The organism is Alishewanella sp. HL-SH05 (genome assembly GCF_052655985.1).
In genome coordinates, this window is record NZ_CP199753.1 from 3,672,566 (window position 1) to 3,694,992 (window position 22,427).

The window sequence follows — 22,427 nt, forward strand, 5'->3', positions numbered from 1 at the left end:
CCATTAAGTGCCTAACGGGTTGTGAATAACGCCGCTGGGCACGCTAATTAATTGGCCATTTAATACGGCTTGCACAACCTTGCCTTGCGTATTAACTAATAAGAACGTGGCACCTTGCCAAAGTTGTGGCGAGCCTTGTGTCGGGCGTAACGGATTCAGCAGCACGGGCAAACGGCTGCTTGCTTGCAACAAAGCCTTATCACCCGAAAAATGGGTATAACCTTGCTGCAGTAAAGCGAGATGTGCCTCAGTGTCTAAAGACAAGGCCGTGTTAAGCGGGTAAGCCTGCCCAGCTTTAAAAGCTAAACCTTGCACCGAAAATTGATGAAAAGCGCTGAACAAGGATAAGTCACCTAGCTCATCAATACGCGCGCGCCGATCGCCAGTAAGCGCCAAATTAATGGCCAGATCCACCTTAGCCGTCGTGTCGCCGATGCTCACGGTTAACCCTTGTAGCAAGACATCTTTCATGCCGCCGCTACGGTTAAATGGGATGGCGTCATACAAGGCGAGATCTGCCTGCTGATAGCTATCGCTAGCAATCGCAGCTAACCAAGCCACATAGAGTTGGAAATTCAACCGCCGCGCCATTTGCCGATTGTCATCACCACGATAAGCGCCCGACTCCACTAACACCGTGCTAATGCCCATCGCCGCAAACGTATCGCCAAAAGATCGGGCCGACCAATCATCGGCATAACGACCGATATGCTGCGGGATCTGCTGCTCAAGCCAAGGTTGGACATGCGCAATTAACTGCATCGCAGCTCGGCGGCTAGCATTAATCTCACGTTCGGCATTATAAGCCGGCGCTAACAATGAAATCGTTGCGGGGTTAGGATAAGGACCTGCCGCATGAAAACGGTTTTGATCATGCAAGTTAAAAGCAAAATGCGGTTTAATCTGCTTGGCTGCCGCCATTAACAACTGCCCTTCTGGGCTTTGTAACGCCAGGGCATCACGATTAATATCGATACCTTGGGCATTGACTCGGCTGTGCTTAGCGGCACCATCCGGATTGAGCATGGGTATAATATACAGCGTTATTTCGGCAAATAACTGCTCGCGCCACGCCGCCTGCTCTGGTGCCTGTAGATAATTTAATAAATCGAACAGAGCCGCGGTGGCGGTAGATTCATCACCGTGCATTTGCGACCAAGCCAATATTCGCTTGTCACCTTGGCCTAATTGAAGTTGATAAATGGGCTGCTGCTTCACCGAACGCCCCAGTTCGGTTACCGTTAGCCATGGCTGCACTTGGTAGTGCTCGATTAACGGCGCAATATCGCTAAATTGCAGTTGCGGTTTATTTAAATGCGCTTGTTGATACGGGTGATAATCAGGAATTGTCATTGCTTTTGCCATTATTACGCTGCTGACTGCCAGTATCAGGAAAACCAATTTATTCATGATTAGCCCATTTAAACTGCAATACTTATACAGATCCTAATACAAACGCATGAAAAGACAATAGGATATTTTAATTAGTTTCTGGGTAAAGCCACAGGTTTCGCGCTTGCAGAAGGCACAGTTAGCCTGTATAAAATCATTAATTATCCAAACTGCGATGAACCCAGCGCCTGAGCGTTATGGCCGCCATCATCCAGCAGATCCCGCATAAAACGGAGAACATCTTGGCAAATTGGCTCACCCTGTTACCGGCAATCGTAGCGATTGCGGTTGTGCTCTGGCGTAAAGAAGTGATCTTAGCGCTGTTATTATCTCTCTGTACCGCCGAACTACTGATTTTCATGCAGCAAGGACAAGGCTTTGGTGCGGGTTTACTGCTTGATGGCAGTATTCAAACCTTAGAGCGTATTGTCGCGGTTACCGCTGATGATGGTAATGCTCGGATCTTAATGTTTTCCTTGTTAGTCGGTGGTTTATTAGCTTATTTACGCCTCTCTGGCGGTGTTACCGCAACGGTAGATTTTTTAGTACGAAAAGGTATTGCCCGCTCTGGCCGTCAAGCCGGTTTACTGACCTTTGGTATCAGCTTTTTTACCTTTATTGAATCGAACCTCAGCTCGCTAACCAAGGGGATTAGCACCCGCGGTTTATTTGATAAATTTCAAATGAGCCGTGCTCGGCTTGCCTATATCATCGACAGTACCAGCTCGCCTATTTGTATTATCATTTTACTCAATGGCTGGGGGGCTTATGTGCTTGGTTTATTAAGTACTTATGAGTTACCGATGCCGGCCATTTCAGTGCTGTTAGGCAGTATCCCGTTGAATTTTTATGCCTTATTTACGCTAGCCGTGGTGCTGTATACCATTATCAGTGGCAAAGTATATGGCCCGTTAAAACGGGTAGAACAGCGCGCCAGCGAGCAATTACCGCAAACAGAAATTGAAACGCCGGCCAGCCATCCAGCCTTTATGCTGTTACCGTTAATAACCTTAGTAGGCTCAATGATTGGCTTTATGTTTTTAACCGGTAACGGCGAGTTAGTGCAGGGCTCGGGGTCGCGCTCGGTGCTATATGCCACCGTGTTAGCCTGTTTAGTGGCGTATGCCATGATGATTATCAGCCGCCGCTTCCAGCATCAGCAGTTAGTGGATATGGGTTTTAAAGGCATGTCTGAATTACTGCCAGTAGTGACTATTGTGCTGCTGTCGATGGCTTTAGGCAGCAGCTTAAAAGTATTAGGCACCGGCACCGTGATTGCCGGTATGGTCGATCAAAATATCCCGCATTTTTTAATCCCAGCCTTGCTGTTTTTGGCCGGTTCTTTAATGTCAGTCACCACCGGTACTAGCTGGGGTACTTTCGCCATTTTAATCCCCATTGGCATTCCCATGGTGACCTTATTAAATTTACCCCCTCAATTGGTATTAGCCGCCATTTTAAGCGGCGGGATTTTTGGTGACCACTGCTCGCCTATCTCTGATAGTACTGCGGTAAGTTCCGTCGCCGCGGGCTGTGATTTGCTCGAGCACGTTAAAACGCAATTGCCCTATGCGCTGTTTTGCGGTGCACTGGCCTTAAGCGCTTTTGCCATTAGCGGTTGGTTGATGATTTAACCGAACGGCTATCAATTACGATAGCCGCTCATTTCTATACGTGTTTGGTTAACCGCGCCCATGCGGCTGATAACTGTATTTCGCAAGCAAGATCTGTTCACGCTGTCTGTCAAATTGGTTATGCGCTACTTCTACTTGATGCGCAAACTTATCATAAGCCCGCTCAACTTTACGTTGATACGCTTGTCTTGCTTTGCTCTTTTGTTTGGGTTTGGCTTTGTGATGACTGTGCTGATAAGCATCAGATAATTGCGCTAATTCGCGGTCAAGCTGACGCTCTAACGACACCAGATGACGCTGATGTTCATGGGCTAACTGCTGTAATGCTTGACGCTGCTTGGCAACAATACGCGGTGTTGCATGCTTAACCTTGTAATATCGGCTATAGCCTTGTTGCACCGGATCGATGCGGGCCACTCTCACTAATTCATCGGCAGCCCGCCTTAAGGTATACACCAACACATCATGACCTACTCGCTCAATGGCAACGGGCGAAGCTTGATGCGCGAGCACTGGCAGTTGTACCAGCGTTAACAAAGAAACAGCAAACAGGGTTTTGGTGATTGTTGTGGCCATAATAGCCTCCACTTTCTGCTAAACACCCGTTAATCTTGCACTGTACAACTGAACCACTGCTGAAAGCTTTTTCAGCATTTTGATTAAAAAAGTCAACTTACCCTGCCCTATGCCGATTTATACTACCTTGGAATAACGTTGCTGACTTTGCGTTAAATAGGCATCAAAGCAGGCACAAATACTGCGAACCCATAGTCGACCTAAGGCAGTCACTGTTAACTCACTGTCATTGGCGACAAGTAATCCATCGGTGATAAACGGCTGCAACTGCGGCACCGCATCGGCAAAATATCCCCAAAAATCGATTAACTGCCATTGCTGGCAAAAAGCAGTGATATCCAGTTTAAAATGACAAATGAGTTGGCTAATCAATGCAGCGCGCAGCCGATCATCCTCACTTAAACTAAAGCCACGCTCAACTGGCCGCTGTTGTTGCTGTAAGGCAGCATAATAATCGGCTAATACCTTACTGTTTTGCCACAATACACCGTTGATTTGGCTAATACTTGACACGCCCAACCCTAACAACGCATCTTGCCCGGCTGTGGTATAGCCTTGAAAATTACGCTGCAAATGGCCTTGCTGCTGCGCTATCGCCAGTGGATCACTGGCTTTAGCAAAGTGATCCATGCCAATAAATTGATAACCGGCTCCTACTAACGCCGTGATCGCCAATTGCAATAACTGCAGCTTTGCAGGCGCAGCCGGTAAACTGTCGTGGGGAATTTTACGCTGCGCGGCAAAGCGCTCTGGTAAATGCGCATAGCTGAATAATGAAATGCGATCGGGTGATAAACGGATAATCTCGGCTAAGGTTTCAGCAAAACTGTCGGGCTGTTGATATGGCAGGCCATAAATCAGATCCAGATTGACCGAGCTAAAACCTAGTGCTCGACTTAATTGCACTTGCTGGCGGATCAACTCGGTTTCTTGCACTCGGTTAATGGCAATTTGCACTTTCTCGTCTAAATCTTGCACACCAAAACTGACACGATTAAACCCCAGTTGGCGTAAATGTCGCAGCTTTTGCTCGCTACAACTGCGCGGATCGATCTCAATACTGATCTCTGCCTCAGTTGTCAGCTGAAAATGCTGATGAATTAACTGCATTAATTGCGTTAACTGCGCTTCCGTTAAAAAGGTGGGTGTGCCGCCACCCAAGTGCAATTGCGTGATACGCTTATCGGCTACACTAGCTTGATACAGCGCCATTTCTTGCGCCAATGCCGTTAAATACTGATCAGCTTTGTGCTGATGCCGCGTGACAATTTTATTGCAGCCACAGTAATAGCAAAGCTGATGACAAAACGGAATATGTATATATAAGCTCAGCTCAGACGGAGCGTCTTGCAGCACGGGGGTAATCATGGCCGAGTCAAAAGCAGGATCTAACGCTAACGCGGTTGGATAAGAGGTGTAACGCGGTCCGTTAATGTTGTATTTGGCAATTAACGCCGCATCCCATGATATCGCTTGCATCTGCTACCCCTTATTAAGCTAAGACGGCAGTATACTGAGCTTTGAATGACTCAGCCTTGATCTAACGCAAACGGAAATACTTGCCGTTTAGCGTGTTAACTCAGCAAGGTGCTGATGCAAAATACGGCGGATCTCTAAAATGGCAGCCGAGGTTTCTTGTACGCTATGCCCCGAGCGGATCACCATCTCTGATTGAGCTTCCGGTAAATGCGCGCTTAAATAGGGTACTACGCCATCCGAGTGTTGGGCCACGGGTAAGCTGGGTTGTTCTACCCCAATAATCGAGTGATACCGCACCGCAGCATTAATCGGAATGCGTGCCGCCGCCATGATAAAACTATCGCTATCGCTGAGGTTTTCAATGCTGGTGATCCGCAATGGCACCCGCGCTTGGCTCTTGCTGCTGGGATCATTTAACAGCTCAGCGGCTTCGGCCACGCGTTCTAACACCGTCACGGGCAAGGTAATGAGCCCGGCTAACCAGCGAGCTAAACGATAATCTGCCACCGCCGTACCCAAATGTGGTGTAGCAATAAAAATCGCCCGATTCGCCCCCGGTAAAGCTGAAAAAGTAAAATCATCACGAAAGCTTTGAAAAAAACGCTGCTGACGTTTTAAATCTAATTTATGCTCTTCGCTAACGGCATACAATAATTTCTCACCCGAGTCAGACACCAATAAACGCGCCAATAGCCCACCCATACTATGACCAATGATCACGATATCTTCTGAAGCCGGAGCCAAGCCTTCAGGATCAAACTGCCGTAAGGTTTGCGTAATACGTTGGCGTATAGCTTGTAAATTCAGAACCAAAGGTAGGTTCGTAGGGTAATACAATTGCCACAACTGATAGTTGGCACGCAGCTTTTCATCACCCAAAACCTCATTCGCCGTATTAACCCAGGCTTCAGGACTACTAGCAATACCATGTAACATAATGATAATTTTACGATTAGGGTCATAAGGCTGCAGCATAAATAAATGTGGCTGCGCTAATGAATCGCTTGCGCCCATTAAATTCCAAAATGCTTGCCGAGAAAAATCAGAACGCGCCAGCCATAAACCGTAACCGGCGGTAAAATTAGCCGCTAGCGGAATGTCAGCCCCCGCAATCGTTACTTGTTGCTGTTGCAGTGGATCTAGCACATGCAAGGTCACCTGATCAGTGCTTAATACTTCCGCCAACGTGTTACCGCCAAAACTCAATACAGCTGTTACTACCGGCGAGGGTAATTCGCTATAGCCTTGCTGCAAATTTAATTGCGTGGGCGCCGCACTGACGGCCACTAATTCAGCACCGAGACCATCGCGGCGATATTGATTGCGCAAGCCTTGAAATGACAAGGTGTTAGTGGGCACAAGCTGCGCAGGAAGTGCTTGCTCGCGAAAGCGCCGATGTTGCAACTGGCTACGTAACTGCCAACGCTCGGTTTGTAAGGTAACAGCACTGTCCTGCAACCAACGTCGTTGTTGCTGTGAGAATAATAAGGTTGCGGCTTGTTGAGTAGCAAAGTTGTAGTAATCGCGCACTTGCGTTTGTCGGTCTTCAAACAAACGATTAATCGGCGTCACACCAGAATAAAATAAATAAGCGTAAGCATAGCGAGCGCTCATCAGATAGGCATCGACCTCGGCCAGCACATCTTTATTACGTGGACGGCTATACCATAAGGCTTGATGTAACCACAGTTCCGCCATCGCCGATAGGCGTTGTTCACTGGTTAAACCTAAACCGGTACTTAATATCTCGGCACATTCAGCCGCTTCGCGCTGACAGCTTGCCTGATCTAGCCCAAGTATTTGCAGCACGACACCTGTATATTGGCTGATGGTGCCCGTAGTTAACACATCGCCTCGCCGCTGCTTAACATACTCGCGGCTATCCACATTCGACACCGACACGGTGGCACAACCGCTAAGCCCGATCAGCAAAAATATCCCTACCAAAGACCCTTTGCGACAAAGGCCTATCAAGCCATTTAGTGACATTTTTACCGTAGTTAACAAGCTAAATACTCTCTATGGAACACCTTATTTAAGGGCCAGATCATAGCATGTGCTGTTTGCAACGAATATCACCTTGCCGAATCTTTAACCGCCATAACAAAATGCCAAAATGTTTTACCAAAAAGCATTTTGAAAAAGAGAGTAAAACCTTTAATCAAAATATCGTCTACATTTTATCTTCTCAGGCACAAATTATCGCCTCAGTTACGCTCTATTAGCATCAATTAAAAACGGTGAGCTAAATGCGAGGTAATGGTTTTCATATAGCTATTCAGCATTTATACTCCGCGGGTTTGCCCATAGGTTGGGCAGTCTACTCAGGAGAATGACACCTTATGCCAACTCTACAGCTGACACCTGCTGTATCTACCAAACTAAGCATCATTGCTATGGCGATGGCAGGTTTGTTTAGCACTTCAGCGCTAGCACAACAAGCTGCGGCTAATAGCGAAAGCAAAATTGAAGTGATTGAAGTTACTGCTACTAAACGTACACAAGCCATTTATGAAGTGCCTGTGGCCATCAGCGCGTTCAGCGGCGACGCCTTAGCCGAGCAAGGTATTACTGATTTAACCGATGTCGGTAAATTTGTTCCCAATTTAAATGTCACGGGTTTTTCTGCTGGTCACACTTCGTCGGCTAACCCTTTTATTCGGGGTATCGGTTTGCAAGATCACCTGATCACCACCGATCCGGGTGTCAGTGTTTACGTGGATGGCGTGTATCTTGGCCGCCAAGTCGGTCAAAACTGGAACCTGAATAATATTGCGCGCATTGAGGTGTTACGTGGTCCACAAGGCACCTTGTATGGTCGTAATTCCATTGGCGGTGCCATTAATATTATTACGAAACAACCAGATGAAGTCGCTCTGAATAAGGCTACGGTCAGCGTCGGAACACGCGGTCGCTTAAAAGGCGATGTGTTTGTTAATCATGAATTGACCGATACCCTCGCCTTCAACTTAAATGTCGGCTATAACGAGCGTGATGGCTTAGGTAAATTTATTAACGTGCCTAATGCCAAATATGATGTGGGTGAAACCCAAGAAGCTTATGGGCGTTTAGCTATTAAATTTTCGCCACAAGACGATTTAAGCTTTACCCTTACCGCTGATGCTAACGACGGTAAGGGCGGCTTGCGCCCTTACACCACGTTAATAGATGAAGTGCCTACGGGTGCTTATTACACTGGTGAGCGTTTTGGCCAACCCACTTCGGCAGGCCCACTACGTAACAGCGATGTAGCGGCTAATATTTATGATAATGCCACAGGTACTAAAGAAGTCACTGAAGTCAGTAATTCTGCCAGCGGTTTATCACTGACCATGGATCTCGGCCTGACCGATACCTTAGCCACTAAAGCCATCATTAGCCATCGCACCTCTGACTACAAAGCCGGCTTAGATGATGACGCCACCATTTTTAGCTTAGATCACTATCCTGAAGTGGGTAATGCGGATCAAACGTCTGCTGAATTGCAATTAAATGGTTACCTCGGTGAAGTCGATTTTGTTTCTGGGATTTATTATTTCACCGAAGAAGGCAGCAATCGGCAAGGTGCCGATTCACGTTTTAACGGTGGCGCTAACCTGTTAGAGCTGGATCAGCGCTCAGTTAGCCGCGCTATCTTTGTGAATGTCGGCTATATGCTTACAGACGATCTGCGTATTGCCGGTGGCTTGCGTTTTAACCGTGACAAAAAAGACGTGATTGCCGATGTCGGCATTGGTGCTTTTACTGCGAGCGACAGCTGGAGCCAGCTAAGCTATGACTTATCCGCAAACTACACCATGCAAAATGGCTTGAATATTTACGGTAGCATCCAAAGCGGTTATCAATCAGGTCAGTTCCCGGCGCGTCCTTACTGCTTGTTTGGCGATCCAAATTGCTTAGTGGCTTCTGAAAACATCACGGCAGTAAACTACGAAGTGGGCTTAAAAGGGCAAATCAATAATAACTTTGCCATGAGCATTGCGGTATTTAACACCGAATATGATGATTTACCCTATCAGGTGAGCACTACCGCAGAAGGCGGGTTTAGCACCACAAACTTAGTGGTAAGCCAAACCTCACGTGGTATTGAATGGGAAGGCACCTGGTTTGTCACTGACGCCTTTAAACTGTATGGCGCAGTAGGCTATATCGATGTTGATGTAGATCAGATCGGTGCTGTGAAACCCGTTGCACCGTTGACACCTGACGTTACAGCCGCGCTGGGCGCAACGTATAAATTTGCGTTGGAAGGCGGTGCCGAATTGACCGCACGGCTAGATTACTCTTTCCGCGATGAGATGTATGGCGAACCAAGCAGTGACAGTGGCCGCTTTACCCAAATCGATAGCCGTGAGTTAATTAATATGGATCTGCGCTATGCACCGGCTCAGGGTGACTGGTCAGTGTCATTGTATGCGCAAAACCTGCTTGATGAGCGCTATGATAATGCTCGGTTGAATACCGGTGACTATGTTCTGCGTATTTTAAGCAATGATGCGCGGGAACTGGGTGTGCGTTATACCGTGCAGTTTTAATTAAGCACCTGTTACACCGAACATCCCAGCTGCGGCCTACCGCAGCTGGGATTTTAGGTATCTCAGTAAGCGACATTGCTACTGCTTATCATGTTAAGAAAACGCCTAAACAACTGCGCTAAAACACCGCTCACCACGTAACATGGCCAATGAAACGATTCACTCGGCTAACCACACCTTTTCTGACGCTTCACCGCTAACGAGGTAGACCATGTTCAATTTTTTATTCGATAATATCGTAGCCGCCGTCATCGTTATGCTTGTTATTATGGCTTTTGCCTTGTGGTACTTTTACCAACGCGACTTTTCTGCGTTAGCTCAAGCGCAAAAACATGCACATCGACCGCTCAGTGAACAAGCCTTACTTACCGCCACAGAAGAAGCCGATTTATGTGGCTTGGGCCGAGAGTTTCGCGCTTATATCCAAGGTATTAACTCACGCTTAGGCGCCAACCAGCTAAAAGTAGGGCATTTGTTGTGGATCTTTGATCAACTCGAACAAAATATTCGTTATGACGCTAGCTTAACGATACCTGAGTTTAGCCAAGCCCTGCGCTGATGGTCGACAACAGGTTAAACCGCGCTCGCGCCTGCAATGCTCAACTTGGCTATGGTATACTGCAGCCTTATTGCTATTACGATATCTCGCCATTATGTCTTATGCCGATCCCAGCTTAGAAGCTTTATTACAACGGTTATTAACTCAATATCAGCCGCGCTATACCGAAGGTAAAGTGGCCAACTATATCCCCGCATTGGCACAGGTCGCCCCCGCACAAGCAGGGGTTGCCATCGCCACCTTGGATGGCAAGGTCAGTGGTGCCGGTGCGTTTGAGCAACAGTTTTCCTTACAAAGTGTCTCGAAAATTTTTGCGCTGGTGATGGCGATGAATAGACTCGACGACGAGCTGTGGCAACGCGTCAATATGGAGCCGTCAGGCCAGCCATTTAACTCAATTGTGCAGCTAGAATGGGAAAAAGGCATTCCACGTAACCCCGTAATTAATGCCGGGGCTATTTTAGTCTCGGATGTGTTGGTAAGTCATTATTCTGCCAGTAAAAGTGCTTTTCTTAGCTTTATTCGCCGCTTAGCACAAACCGAGACAATTTATGCCGATCAACAAGTATATCAATCCGAATTAGAGCACGGTAATCGCAATGCGGCCCTCGCCTATTTGATGAAAAGCTTTGGCAATATTGAAGCAGAAGTGCCCTTAGTTTTGGCGCAGTATTTTCATCAATGTGCAACCGCCATTAGTTGCGCCGAATTGTCGCGAGCCCTGCTGTTTTTGGCAAACCGTGGCGTGCAGCCTGGCACCCAAGCACAAATTTGCAGCCGACGTGACGCGCACCGCGTTAACGCCATTTTGTCGACCAGTGGCATGTATGATCAATCTGGAGAATTTGCGTTTAAAGTGGGTTTACCGGCAAAAAGTGGCGTTGGTGGTGCTATTGTTGCCATTGTGCCGCAATTTGGGGTGATCACGGCTTGGAGTCCACCGCTCAACCGGTTTGGCAACTCGGTAGTGGCCATGCAACTAATAACCGCTATTGCTGAAGAATTGGGCTTATCGTTGTTCTAATTACAACGTTGGTTTCATAAGTAACAGAACCAGCCCATGAGTTATGGATATAGCGAAGACAAGTCAAGCTGCCCCTCGCCATTACTTGTTATCTTTCTGATCCTGAAGCGAACTCACTTTCAACATTCAACCGCTGTTTATAGTCTTTAGTCGCACATACAGCACGATAAGTCTTGTTGCGCTTGATAACATACAGCCTTGTATGTATATTGCATCAATTATTCTGCTACTGTTATTTATCGCAACTTTTCAGTTATGCCTCACAGGAGTTTTTATGCGTTTTAAGACCAAACTATTGAGTGCTGCCGCATTCAGCATGTTATTAGTAGCCTGTAGCCAACCTGAACCCAGTGCCACTCAAGGTACTGCCCCTGCGCCAGAAGTAGAAGTTGTGACGTTAAGACATTCCGCTATGCCGCTGATCTCTGAATTACCCGGGCGCACCACGGATTATCGTCAGGCGGAGATCCGCCCTCAAGTCAACGGTATCTTAAAGCAACGCTTATTTACGGAAGGTCAATTAGTCACTGCCGGACAAGTGCTCTATAAAATTGATGCGGCGCCTTATCAAGCCGCTTTGGCTCATGCCAAAGCGAATTTAAGCAGCAGTAAAGCCATGCAACACAACGCACAGCTAAAAGCCGATCGCTTAAAAGGGTTAATCGGTAAAAAAGCCATTAGCCAACAAGACTATGACGATGCTCAAGCGGCTTTAATGCAAGCAAATGCCGCAGTTGCCAGTAGTGAGGCCGCCTTACAAACCGCGCAAATTAACTTAGATTATACCGAGATCACGGCACCTATCGCGGGTCAAATTGGTCGCTCGAATGTAACCGAAGGAGCTTTGTTAACGGCGAATCAGGCACAGGTGATGGCGACGGTAAGGCAACTTAACCCTATCTACGTTGATCTTACGCAATCAAGCAGCGAATTAATGCAACTTAAACGGCAACATCAGCAAATGGGTAGTGCCGAAGTGACGGTTGAACTGTTACTAGATGATGGCAGTGCTTATCCGCAAAAGGGCAGCCTGCAATTCTCTGAAGTGAATGTCGATCCCAGCACGGGCATGGTGACCTTGCGTGCCGTGTTTGCCAATGATCAGGGTAATTTATTACCTGGCATGTTTGTTCGAGCCCGCCTACAGCATGGTATCGACCAAAATGCCCTGATGGTGCCGCAAAAAGCGGTGATCCGAACGCCCAAAGGTAAAGCATCGGTGATGTTAGTCACCCAGGATAACATTGTTGAAGCACGGGTCATTGAGACCGGGCGTGCTGTGGGTCAAGATTGGCAAGTGCTTTCTGGCCTCAACGCTGGAGATAGCGTGATTGTCGCGGGCTTACAAAAAATTCGGCCTGGCGCCAAGGTACGCACAGTAACGGCAACCCAAACCTCACCTAATTCTGCTGCTGTGCAGTAACCCTGGAGTCGCACATGGCAAATTTCTTTATCAATCGACCGATCTTCGCTTGGGTTATCGCCATCGTTATCATGTTGGCAGGCTTGTTATCCATCAAACAACTGCCGGTAGAGCAATATCCTCGGATCGCGCCACCGGCGATCAGTATCAGCACCTCTTATCGCGGTGCATCTGCACAAACCGCTGAAGATGCGGTGACACAAGTTATCGAGCAAACCATGAATGGCCTCGATAACCTGATGTACCTGTCGGCCAACTCAGACTCTTCAGGCAATATCAGCTTAACGCTAACGTTTGAAACCGGTACAGATCCCGATATTGCACAAGTACAGGTGCAAAATAAGCTGCAACAAGCCTTACCCTTGCTGCCACAAGAGGTGCAGCAAGCCGGTGTGCGTGTGGCTAAATCGAATGGCGCTTTCTTAATGGTCGTTGGCTTTATCTCTGAAGATGGCAGCTTAACACGCGATGATATTGCTGACTTTGTCGTGGCCAATGTGCGCGACCCATTAAGCCGCACCAGCGGGGTAGGTAACGTACAAGTGTTTGGTAGCCAATATGCGATGCGTGTTTGGTTAGATGCCGATAAGTTAAACCAATTTCAACTGACCCCCGCCGATATTACTGCGGCCATTCAAGTACAAAATAATCAGGTGACAGCGGGACAACTGGGTGGTTCGCCCGCCCTCCCCGGTCAACAATTTAATGCGGCTATTTTAGCGCAAACACGCTTAACCTCAGCCGAAGAGTTTAGCCAAATATTACTGCGCACCAACAGCGATGGCTCAACCGTGAAATTGGCAGATGTGGCGCGGGTTGAGCTTGGCGGTGAAGATTACTCCGTGATCGCCCGTTACAATGGCAAAATGGCCACGGGTTTAGCTATTGAATTAGCAACCGGTGCGAATGCCCTTGATACGGCTGCCGCGGTACGAGCCAAACTGGATGAACTGCGCCCTTATTTCCCGGCGGGGTTAAGTACTGTGGTGCCTTATGACACCACGCCTTTTGTCGAAATATCGATTAGCTCAGTGGTACAAACGCTGATTGAAGCGATTATCCTTGTATTCTTGGTCATGTATCTGTTTTTGCAGAATTTCCGCGCCACACTGATCCCTACCTTAGCTGTGCCCGTGGTGCTACTAGGTACTTTTGGCGTGATGGCTGCTTTTGGTTTTTCAATCAACACCTTAACCATGTTTGGTATGGTGCTGGCCATCGGCTTATTAGTCGATGACGCCATCGTAGTCGTCGAAAACGTTGAACGGGTAATGAGCGAGGAAGGGTTAGGCCCTATTGAAGCCACTCGTAAATCTATGGGACAGATCACCGGCGCCTTAGTGGGTATCGGCTTAGTATTATCTGCGGTCTTTGTGCCAATGGCCTTTTTTGGTGGCGCAACCGGCGCTATCTATCAGCAATTTTCCATTACTATCGTTACCGCGATGGCGCTGTCGGTACTGGTTGCGATCATTTTCACACCTGCCCTTTGTGCCACTATGCTCAAACCCATCCACGGTAATCATCAGGCAAAAAAAGGCTTTTTTGGTTGGTTTAACCGGGGTTTTGAGCAAACCAATCGCAATTATCAGCGCGGTGTGGCGGGCATGCTTGCTCGGCCAAAACGCTCAATGCTGGTTTATGGTGCCATCGTGATGGTGATGGCACTGATGTTCGTGCGCTTACCCACGTCATTTTTACCCGAGGAAGATCAGGGGGTATTCCTTACGTTAATTCAATTACCCACCGGCGCCAGCCAAGAACGCACAGAAGCTGTAATGGACAAAATTGCCGGCCATTATGCTCAAGAGCAAGCGGTGCAGTCAGTGTTTACCGTATCGGGCTTTAGTTTTGCTGGTCGCGGCCAGAATATGGGCTTAGCCTTTGTGCGTTTAAAAGATTGGAGCCTACGTGATGCCTCCGACAGCGTACAAGCCGTGATTGGCCGTGCCATGGGTTATTTTATGACGGTAAAAGAGGCGCAAATTTTTGCTTTTAACTTACCGCCTATTGCCGAGTTAGGGCGCGCAACCGGCTTTACCTTATTCTTACAGGATAGAGGCGGTGTGGGTCATGAAGCACTGTTAGCCGCCAGAAACCAACTACTGGGTATGGCAGCGCAAGAACCCGGCTTAGTTGGTGTTCGGCCAAATGGCATGGAAGATGGGCCGCAGTTAAAAATTAATGTTGACCAGTTAAAAGCACAAGCACTTGGTGTCTCTCTTAGCAATATTAACCAAACCCTGTCGATTGGTTGGGGCTCGACCTATGTTAACGACTTTTTAGATCGTGGCCGCGTGAAGAAAGTATTTGTGCAGGCCGAACCTGAATTTCGTATGACACCTGAAGATATCAAGCGTTGGTTTGTGCGCAACGACAACGGAGAGATGGTCAGTTTCGCCTCGTTCGCCAGCAGCGAATGGGTATATGGCCCGCAACGTTTAGAGCGTTACAACGGCGTATCCGCACTGGAGATCAAGGCGAACCGGCACCGGGTTCAAGCTCGGGTGATGCCATGAATACCATGGAACGGCTTATTGGCCAGCTGCCTAACGGTATTGGTTTTGAATGGACCGCGACCTCTTATCAAGAAAAACTCTCTGGCTCACAAGCACCCGCTTTATATGCGCTGTCGATTTTAGTGGTGTTCTTATGTTTAGCGGCCTTGTATGAAAGCTGGAGCGTGCCTTTTGCGGTGATCTTAGTTGTACCGCTCGGTATTGTTGGTGCGTTAACAGCAGCGTATATGCGCGGTTTAGGCAACGACGTGTATTTTCAAGTAGGGTTGTTAACCACCATGGGGCTGGCCTCGAAAAACGCCATTTTAATTGTTGAATTTGCACGCGAGTTACAGCAACAAGGTAAAGAGCTGGTCGAAGCCATTTTAGAAGCAGTTCGGTTGCGTTTACGCCCCATTATTATGACATCAATGGCCTTCTCACTTGGCGTATTGCCACTGGTGATCAGTAGCGGCGCAGGCTCTGCCAGTCGAAATGCGATTGGTACCGGTGTACTAGGCGGCATGATCTCCGCCACGATACTGGCCGTGTTTTTAGTGCCGGTCTTTTACTTGGTGATTATGCGTTTGTTTACCAAGAAACCCCGCGCGAACGCTGAGCAAAGCCAAACCTAACTTAGTAGGCAGGTAAAACTGCCACCGATTCGTACCTTTGCCGGCTTTTAGTCCCACACTAAATAGCCGGCTTTTTTTATGCTTAATGTTACTGGGGGATTAACGCTGCTTTAAACCTTGCAGCATGGCATCAATCAATACAGCGGCATGCTGATCTAAATCGCATTGCTGCGGTTTTAATAAATAACTACTAATAATACCGCCAACATACATATGAAAAGCCGATGCCGCCAGACGAGGTGATACACCCGTTCGTAACATCCCCGCTTGCTCGGCACGTGCAAAGGCTCGCTGCATCACCGCGATGGTTTGCGCATCTAATTCATCTTGTTTATTTACGGCCGGGTTTAATTCATCGAGATATTCACAGCGATGGAATACAATTGTCAGCACACGATGCAACTGCTCGCTATTGGCAATCATTTGTAGGGCGTTAACCATGAGGTCTCGCACCTGTAAGAAAGGATCGACATGCGGATTACTATCCACTTCCGCCAACAAATGCTGGAACGGTAAGCGCACCCGCTCTAACATGGCGTTAAACACATCGGCTTTGTTATCAAAGTGCCAGTATATAGCACCGCGGGTAACATTAGCGGCTTGAGCAATTTTCTCGAGTGTGGTTCGAGATACACCAAACTGAAAAAACAGCTGTTCAGCCGCATCTAAGATCGCTGCGCGAGTGGTTTCTGCTTCGGCTTTCGTACGTCTTGCCATAGAATTTATCAGGCCTGTTTCGCTGCATTACATGGCCGTAATATTAACATAACTCATGTATGCAGACCTAATAGCCGAACGGCACAACGAGGTGCCTTGTCGCAAACCCACGAGAACTTTTTTTGAAATTGCGCCAGCGGATAGCGCTCCCAAAAACCGTTGAAATGGCTTTTGCTAACAATAGCGACGTTATGCTCTCATTACCCTCCCCAAAACACCTCCGACCACACTCAGACACTGGTCAGACCGCACTCAGACACCGGTCGGACCTGTACCTGAGTGTGGTCGGATGAGGGTTAACTAAAAAAAGCCAGGTAAAGGGTGCGGCCGCTTAATAATAAGGTTGCAGCAAATACCGCCGCCCCCAACACATTCTGCCGCAAGCTGTTGCGATAGGTACCCAGCAGTGAGGAGTTCACGGCTAGTAATAAGCACAGAGTAATGATTGGCAGCAAAATACCATTAGCCACTTGGGCAAACCAAATAATGTTCAAAGGTTTTAAGCCCAAACTTGATACCAGCATACCCACCAAAATAATCAGTAACCAACTCATTCGAAACCATTGTGGGCTTAGCTGTAACAAGCCGCGCAAAGCATAAGCCGCGGCTAACGGTGCGGTAATGGCTGATGACAAACCTGCTGCTAGTAAACCTAACGCCATTAAGTAGGTTGCTGCAGCACCAAATACCGGTTGCAACGACAACGCTAAATCACCGGCATTTTCCATTTGCAGGCCTTTGCCAAAATAGGCCGTTGCTGCTGTCGATAACACGGCCAAAGTGATCAAGCCACCTAAGGGTATGGCGGTGCGTAAGTCAGCCGCAGACTCTGCTAAAGCTTGTGCTTTATTCGGTTGATTGTGCCATTTAGTAGCGGAGCTTGCCGCATGTAAGAACAAAGAATAAGGCACCACCGTGGTGCCGATAAGAGCAATCACCGTTAAGGTAGCGCCGCTAGGAATTGTGGGTAACAGCATGCCCGAAAACATCGCACCCAGATCGGGCTTGGTTAGCAGCATGGTACTGATAAACGCCAAGCTCATCAGCAATACTAGGCCAATTAAAAACCGCTCAATCCGTTGATATTGCCCACGCCACAGTACCACGATCGCAATGACGCCTAACAACAATGACCAAGGGTTTAACCCCGAGTGTTGCTTTAGCGACAGCACCAGCGACTGTTGCCCCCAAATGGCATCGGCACCCAGGCTAGCACCGGTTAAATTTCCGCCTTGATAAGCACTATTCCCCACAACAACCGCCGCCACCACCAGGCTATATAACAACACTTTTAATAGCGGCTGTTGTACCAAATGTCGAAGGTTTTCACCCAAACCTTTACCGGTAACGATGCCTAAGCGTGAGGCCATTTCTTGTAAAATCATCGTTGCGATGACAGAAAATAACAATGCCCATAACAGGGCGTAACCATAGTTCGCGCCAGCCAATGAAGCGGTTACTACCGTGCCTGGGCCAATAAAAGCCGCCGTTACTAAAGTGGCGGGGCCTAAACGAAAATACGCACGCATAAACTGAATTCCTGAAGATATTGCCGCGACATCTTTGCAATATTGATGTCAAAACAGCATGATTTGTCTGGTGTTTATTTTAACTTAAGCGTCTTTGCGACTAAGTACAACACTTCAGTTTGCTTAGCGTGCGACTTGATTAAAATAACTGCGATACGGTGTATGTATAATGGATGCTATCTTCAGCTCAAACACATAATTATGCTAGACTCGTCTGCGTTTTTGCTTGTTAACGCCAAGAGCATTAGCGGTTACAGTTTTTCCCTTACTAGATGGAAAATAACATGTTTACGGCAACCACCTCTTTTTGGCAGCTGGTGAAATTCCGAGCTTTAATCTTCAGCATCTTAACGTTATTAGCGCTACTGGGCAGCATAATGGTCTATCCGGTCACAGCGTGGAATGTCATCGTGCTTGTGCTTTGTACTTTATTAGCCACTAACTTAGCACAGCTGCAATTACCGAGGGCATGGCACGAAAGTCAATTACTTTTTGTTGTCTGCTGTGCGCTCGATTTATTGGCGATCTTTACGCTGTTAGCACTATCCGGTGGGGTCAGTAATGGCTTTGTTGCGCTATTATTACTACCTGTGGCAGTTGTGGCTGTTTTATTACCCGCTTGGCTAAGTTATGTGTTCGCTTTGGGTGCTATTATTGCCTACAGCTTATTACTGTGGATGGGTGACTTAACACAGATCCTGCAAGCGGCTGAAGGCATTGGCCATCATATGCTGCATACTAATGTAATGCAGCCCTTCTCACGCCATATGTGGCAAATGTGGTGCGCTTTTGTTATCTCTGCAATCGTTATCAGTTGGTTTATTAGCCGGCAAACCGCACTGAACCGAACTACCTCAGAGCAACTTAATCAATTACAACAGCAGCAAGTACGTCAAGAGCACGCCTTAGCCATTGCCACATACGCCGCCAATGCCGCGCATGATTTAGCTTCACCTATTCAAAACCTGCTGTTATTAACCGACGAAGTGCAACCGCTGATCGCGGCACACCCCGCAACTGCTGATATACAACAACAACTGAGCCGTTGCCAGCAAATTATTGTCGAACTGCGCCAGCATGCCGGAGAGTGGCGCGATTTGAAACCAGCCCCGCTATTACCTATCTTGCGACAAAGCTTGCAGTCTTGGATGGTTACTCGTCCAGACATTCACGTTACGATAACCGAAAACACGGACGATAGCCGTTGTTATGTAAAAGAAGCAACTGCGGTTGCCGCAGCGCTGTTTCAAATATTAGACAATGCGGCCGATGCTGGCTTACAGCAGCAAAAACCTCAGCTTGAGCTGAAATTAACGCTGCAGCAAGGGCAGTTGTCGCTTTGTATTATCGACTTTGGTGAAGGCTTATCCGAGCAACGCCTAGCTGAGCTTGGCCATTTACCACAACACAGCGAACAAGGCCTTGGTTGGGGACAATTTCTTGCTAATGTGTCTATCGAGCGCCTGGGTGGCCAGATTAAAAGGCGAAACCGCTCCTCTGCTGGTATGGAAACACTATTGCTATTTGGAGGACAGGCATGATTAAAAAACTGGTTATTGTTGATGATGATCCTGCACTCATCAACACACTCGCTAGGCGTTTAGCAAAACCAGGCTGGCAAATCCAAGCATTTTATCAGCCATTAACTGAGGCCGAATTAATTGCCGAACAAGCTGATATCTATTTGTTAGATTTGCGCTTTGGTCAGCAATCTGGTTTAAGTTTTATTGCACCATTACGAATGGCATTGAGTCACAGCCGTATTATTGTATTAACTGGATATGCCAGTATTAATACTGCCGTGCTAGCAGTGAAACAAGGCGCTGACGATTACCTGACCAAGCCCGTCGATTTTCAATTACTACAACAAACGCTTTTTGGTGACAACTTAGCTGTACCAGAACACCCCCCAACACCGTCGAACAGTGTGTTTTTGTCACCGGAACAATTAGAATGGGAGCATATTCAGCGTGTGCTAGCCAAACACGATGGCAATATTTCGCAAACAGCGAAAAGCTTGGGAATGCACAGGCGTACCTTACAGCGAAAACTGCTTAAACATCGTCCCACCTAAGCCGTTACTGCGACAATATGCCGCATTACTTTAAGCGCAGCAAAATACTACCATAGCTTAAAATTCTCAATGCTATCGGAGTTTTATGCACTCATCTCATTCTCAGCACCTTGCTCAACTCTCTAAACTGGCTGCGGCCATTGGCCTGGCCGTATTAGCTAACCCTTTAATGGCCGCAGACAGTAACGAGCCAACTATTGAACATATTCAAGTTGAAGGGCAGCGCCAACCGGTGGGTATGGCACAACAATTATTGGCCAGTGAACTGCAAGCGCAGGTAGCCGCAACAAGTGATACGGCAGCTTTACTTAACGCTTTTGCTGGTGTTAGCGTAAATCAAACTGGCGCCGTTTCAAGCTTACCAATGATCCGCGGCTTAGCCGATGATCGCTTGCGCATTAAAGTGGATGGCATGGATTTAATTGCTGCTTGTCCTAATCATATGAACCCACCGCTATCCTACATGGCGCCATCTGATGTCGGTCAGCTTTCTGTGTTTGCCGGGGTTACGCCAGTCAGTGTCGGCGGAGATAGCATTGGCGGCACCATCATCAGTGAATCCAAAGCCGCTGAGTTTTCAGATCAAGCAGAAACGACGGCCGAACTAGGTGGCTTTTATCGCAGTAATAACCAAGCTCGTGGTAGCCATCTGAAAGTGAGCCACAGTAGCGCAGCACTGTATGCAAGTTATAGCGGTAATTGGAGCAAAGGCAACAATTACACGGCAGCGGCCAACTTTAAAACCCTTAATGCTACAGGTCGACCTGGCGAAACACTGCCGCTAGATGAAGTCGGCTCAAGTGCTTATGAAACCCAAAACCATCAGCTACGCTTTGCCTATAAAACCGCAGCCGATCTCATCGAGTTGCAATTAGGCTACCAAAATATGCCCATGCAACTCTACCCAAATCAGCGGATGGATTTGCTCGATAACGAACAACAGCGAATTAACCTTAGCTGGCAACGCACAACTGCGTGGGGGCAATGGCAAAGCCGCATATATCAAGAAAAAGTTGAGCATGTGATGGATTTTGGCCCTGATCGGCAATTTTGGTATGGCTCTAATGCGATGGGCGGTCAGGCCTGTGCCCCGATCCGTTTTCATGGCGATCCTGCTGGCACCTGCGCTGCAGGTATGCCAATGCATTCTGACTCCACCAACCGGGGGCTAAGCTTAAATGTTGAAATGACCTTTTTGGCTCACTCAACAATACGTTTAGGCAGTGAGTTACAACAGTTTTCTTTAGATGATTACTGGCCTGCGTCAGGCGGTGGTATGGGCCCAGGTACGTTTTTAAATATCAATAATGGCCGTCGTGATCGCAGTGCGGTGTTTGCCGAGCACGAGTTAACTTTAACGCCGGATTGGTTACTGCTTTATGGCGTTCGAGTAGAGCGCGTGACACGCAATGCCGATGAAGTGCAAGGTTATGACACGTCAGCAAGCGCGATGGGCATGCAAGTTCCTAATGCGGCAGCCTTTAACCCAGCGGAACGCAAACAACGCGATACCAACTTAGACATTACCGCACTGACCCGCTATCAACTCACCGACAACATGCGTGTAGAGTTAGCCTTAGCGCAAAAGATGCGCTCAGCCAACCTCTATGAAGCCTATCCATGGTCATTTTGGCCTATGGCTGCATCGATGAATAATTTGGTGGGTGATGGTAATGGTTATGTGGGAAATATAGCGCTAGCACCAGAAAAAGCGCATACCGTATCGGCAAGCTTAGCGTGGCAAAGTAAAGATAAACAACAGCAGGTAATCATCACGCCCTATTACACCGATGTGCAAGATTATATTGATGCGGTGGCAGCCAACAGCAGTTGGTTAGCAGGCCAGTTTAATGTGCTGCAATATCAAAACCAACGTGCCAAGCTGCGAGGAATCGATCTCAGTGCTGAAACCACATTAGCCAACAATAATAGTGGGCAATGGCAACTTAAAGCCCTGTTCAGTTACATAGATGCACGCAATACCGATACCGATGCGGGTTTACATAATGTGCAGCCGCTGCATGGCAAGTTAACACTCAACCACACCTTAGCGGGCTGGGAAAACAGTTTAGAATGGCAGATAAGTAAAAATAAGAATCGAGTATCAACGATTCGTGGTGAGCCGGCAACTGCGGGTTATGCCTTGCTCAATGCGCGATTTAGTTATAGCTGGCAGTCACTGCGGCTTGATGTGGGTGTAGAGAACCTACTGGATAAATTCTATTATCTACCCCAGGGTGGTGTGTATACCGGCCAAGGAATGACCATGTCGTTGAATGGCATCCCGTTTGGTATTGGCGTACCAGGAATGGGTCGCACCGTTTATGCTGGCTTTAACTATACTTTTTAACC

14 protein-coding genes and 1 pseudogene are annotated in these 22,427 nt (G+C 47.8%); 9 read left to right on the forward strand and 6 right to left on the reverse strand.

Annotation, left to right across the window (positions count from 1 at the left end; all coding sequences use genetic code 11):
• Nucleotides 1–3: 3 nt before the first annotated feature.
• Complete coding sequence (locus tag ACUJFL_RS16775) at nt 4–1,365, reverse strand: M14 family zinc carboxypeptidase (RefSeq protein ID WP_445428073.1); 1,362 nt, start codon at nt 1,363–1,365, stop codon at nt 4–6.
• A gap of 224 nt (nt 1,366–1,589) precedes the next feature.
• On the opposite strand from ACUJFL_RS16775, the gene ACUJFL_RS16780 reads away from it, so the two are divergent.
• Nucleotides 1,590–3,026, forward strand: coding sequence for a Na+/H+ antiporter NhaC family protein (locus tag ACUJFL_RS16780; protein ID WP_226751945.1), 1,437 nt, complete (start codon nt 1,590–1,592; stop codon nt 3,024–3,026).
• Nucleotides 3,027–3,074: 48 nt separating this feature from the next.
• On the opposite strand, the gene ACUJFL_RS16785 is transcribed toward ACUJFL_RS16780, so the two are convergent.
• From ACUJFL_RS16785 to ACUJFL_RS16795, 3 genes are all read right to left on the reverse strand, one after another.
• Nucleotides 3,075–3,602 (reverse strand): hypothetical protein, encoded by a 528-nt coding sequence (locus tag ACUJFL_RS16785; RefSeq protein ID WP_226751944.1) that lies wholly within the window; start codon nt 3,600–3,602, stop codon nt 3,075–3,077.
• Nucleotides 3,603–3,719: 117 nt separating this feature from the next.
• Nucleotides 3,720–5,081, reverse strand: a complete 1,362-nt coding sequence (gene hemN, locus ACUJFL_RS16790) for an oxygen-independent coproporphyrinogen III oxidase (protein ID WP_445428074.1) — start codon at nt 5,079–5,081, stop codon at nt 3,720–3,722.
• 87 nt (nt 5,082–5,168) lie between these two features.
• On the reverse strand, nt 5,169–7,013 hold the full coding sequence (locus ACUJFL_RS16795; protein ID WP_445428075.1) for an esterase/lipase family protein: 1,845 nt from the start codon (nt 7,011–7,013) through the stop codon (nt 5,169–5,171).
• 410 nt (nt 7,014–7,423) lie between these two features.
• Here ACUJFL_RS16795 and ACUJFL_RS16800 point away from each other — a divergent pair, with 410 nt between their 5' ends.
• The 5 genes and pseudogenes from ACUJFL_RS16800 (at nt 7,424) to ACUJFL_RS16820 (ending at nt 15,755) form a co-directional block, all read left to right on the forward strand.
• Nucleotides 7,424–9,616 carry a TonB-dependent receptor gene (locus tag ACUJFL_RS16800; protein ID WP_445428076.1) on the forward strand — a complete coding sequence of 731 codons (2,193 nt, stop codon included), beginning with the start codon at nt 7,424–7,426 and terminating at the stop codon, nt 9,614–9,616.
• A 211-nt stretch (nt 9,617–9,827) separates the two neighbouring features.
• Nucleotides 9,828–10,175: a hypothetical protein gene (locus ACUJFL_RS16805; RefSeq protein ID WP_445425570.1), complete on the forward strand. Its 348-nt coding sequence runs from the start codon at nt 9,828–9,830 to the stop codon at nt 10,173–10,175.
• A gap of 70 nt (nt 10,176–10,245) precedes the next feature.
• Nucleotides 10,246–11,199, forward strand: coding sequence for a glutaminase B (glsB, locus tag ACUJFL_RS16810; RefSeq protein ID WP_445428077.1), 954 nt, complete (start codon nt 10,246–10,248; stop codon nt 11,197–11,199).
• A 274-nt stretch (nt 11,200–11,473) separates the two neighbouring features.
• On the forward strand, nt 11,474–12,622 hold the full coding sequence (locus ACUJFL_RS16815) for an efflux RND transporter periplasmic adaptor subunit (protein WP_445428078.1): 1,149 nt from the start codon (nt 11,474–11,476) through the stop codon (nt 12,620–12,622).
• Between the two features lie 14 nt (nt 12,623–12,636).
• Nucleotides 12,637–15,755 (forward strand): annotated as a pseudogene (locus tag ACUJFL_RS16820) (efflux RND transporter permease subunit).
• A 99-nt stretch (nt 15,756–15,854) separates the two neighbouring features.
• Here the strand turns inward: ACUJFL_RS16820 and ACUJFL_RS16825 are convergent.
• The gene (locus ACUJFL_RS16825) at nt 15,855–16,472 is read right to left on the reverse strand and encodes a TetR family transcriptional regulator (RefSeq protein ID WP_226751937.1); all 618 of its coding nucleotides are present in this window, start codon (nt 16,470–16,472) and stop codon (nt 15,855–15,857) included.
• Nucleotides 16,473–16,768: 296 nt separating this feature from the next.
• Nucleotides 16,769–18,001 (reverse strand): Nramp family divalent metal transporter, encoded by a 1,233-nt coding sequence (locus ACUJFL_RS16830; RefSeq protein WP_445428079.1) that lies wholly within the window; start codon nt 17,999–18,001, stop codon nt 16,769–16,771.
• A 284-nt stretch (nt 18,002–18,285) separates the two neighbouring features.
• On the opposite strand from ACUJFL_RS16830, the gene ACUJFL_RS16835 reads away from it, so the two are divergent.
• From ACUJFL_RS16835 to ACUJFL_RS16845, 3 genes are all read left to right on the forward strand, one after another.
• The gene (locus ACUJFL_RS16835; RefSeq protein ID WP_445428080.1) at nt 18,286–19,542 is read left to right on the forward strand and encodes an ATP-binding protein; all 1,257 of its coding nucleotides are present in this window, start codon (nt 18,286–18,288) and stop codon (nt 19,540–19,542) included.
• Nucleotides 19,539–20,075, forward strand: coding sequence for a response regulator transcription factor (locus ACUJFL_RS16840; protein ID WP_226751934.1), 537 nt, complete (start codon nt 19,539–19,541; stop codon nt 20,073–20,075). The genes ACUJFL_RS16835 and ACUJFL_RS16840 overlap by 4 nt, the downstream gene beginning before the upstream one ends.
• A gap of 85 nt (nt 20,076–20,160) precedes the next feature.
• Nucleotides 20,161–22,425 carry a TonB-dependent receptor gene (locus ACUJFL_RS16845; protein ID WP_445428081.1) on the forward strand — a complete coding sequence of 755 codons (2,265 nt, stop codon included), beginning with the start codon at nt 20,161–20,163 and terminating at the stop codon, nt 22,423–22,425.
• Nucleotides 22,426–22,427: the final 2 nt, after the last annotated feature.

Bases quoted from the DNA above. Each gene is read 5' to 3' on its own strand.
- ACUJFL_RS16775 (WP_445428073.1), bottom strand. From the start codon at position 1,365: ATGGCAAAAGCAATGACAATTCCTGATTATCACCCGTATCAACAAGCG.
- ACUJFL_RS16780 (WP_226751945.1), top strand. From the start codon at position 1,590: ATGGCCGCCATCATCCAGCAGATCCCGCATAAAACGGAGAACATCTTG.
- ACUJFL_RS16785 (WP_226751944.1), bottom strand. From the start codon at position 3,602: ATGGCCACAACAATCACCAAAACCCTGTTTGCTGTTTCTTTGTTAACG.
- hemN (WP_445428074.1), bottom strand. From the start codon at position 5,081: ATGCAAGCGATATCATGGGATGCGGCGTTAATTGCCAAATACAACATT.
- ACUJFL_RS16800 (WP_445428076.1), top strand. From the start codon at position 7,424: ATGCCAACTCTACAGCTGACACCTGCTGTATCTACCAAACTAAGCATC.
- ACUJFL_RS16805 (WP_445425570.1), top strand. From the start codon at position 9,828: ATGTTCAATTTTTTATTCGATAATATCGTAGCCGCCGTCATCGTTATG.
- ACUJFL_RS16815 (WP_445428078.1), top strand. From the start codon at position 11,474: ATGCGTTTTAAGACCAAACTATTGAGTGCTGCCGCATTCAGCATGTTA.
- ACUJFL_RS16825 (WP_226751937.1), bottom strand. From the start codon at position 16,472: ATGGCAAGACGTACGAAAGCCGAAGCAGAAACCACTCGCGCAGCGATC.
- ACUJFL_RS16830 (WP_445428079.1), bottom strand. From the start codon at position 18,001: ATGCGTGCGTATTTTCGTTTAGGCCCCGCCACTTTAGTAACGGCGGCT.
- ACUJFL_RS16835 (WP_445428080.1), top strand. From the start codon at position 18,286: ATGTTTACGGCAACCACCTCTTTTTGGCAGCTGGTGAAATTCCGAGCT.
- ACUJFL_RS16840 (WP_226751934.1), top strand. From the start codon at position 19,539: ATGATTAAAAAACTGGTTATTGTTGATGATGATCCTGCACTCATCAAC.
- ACUJFL_RS16845 (WP_445428081.1), top strand. From the start codon at position 20,161: ATGCACTCATCTCATTCTCAGCACCTTGCTCAACTCTCTAAACTGGCT.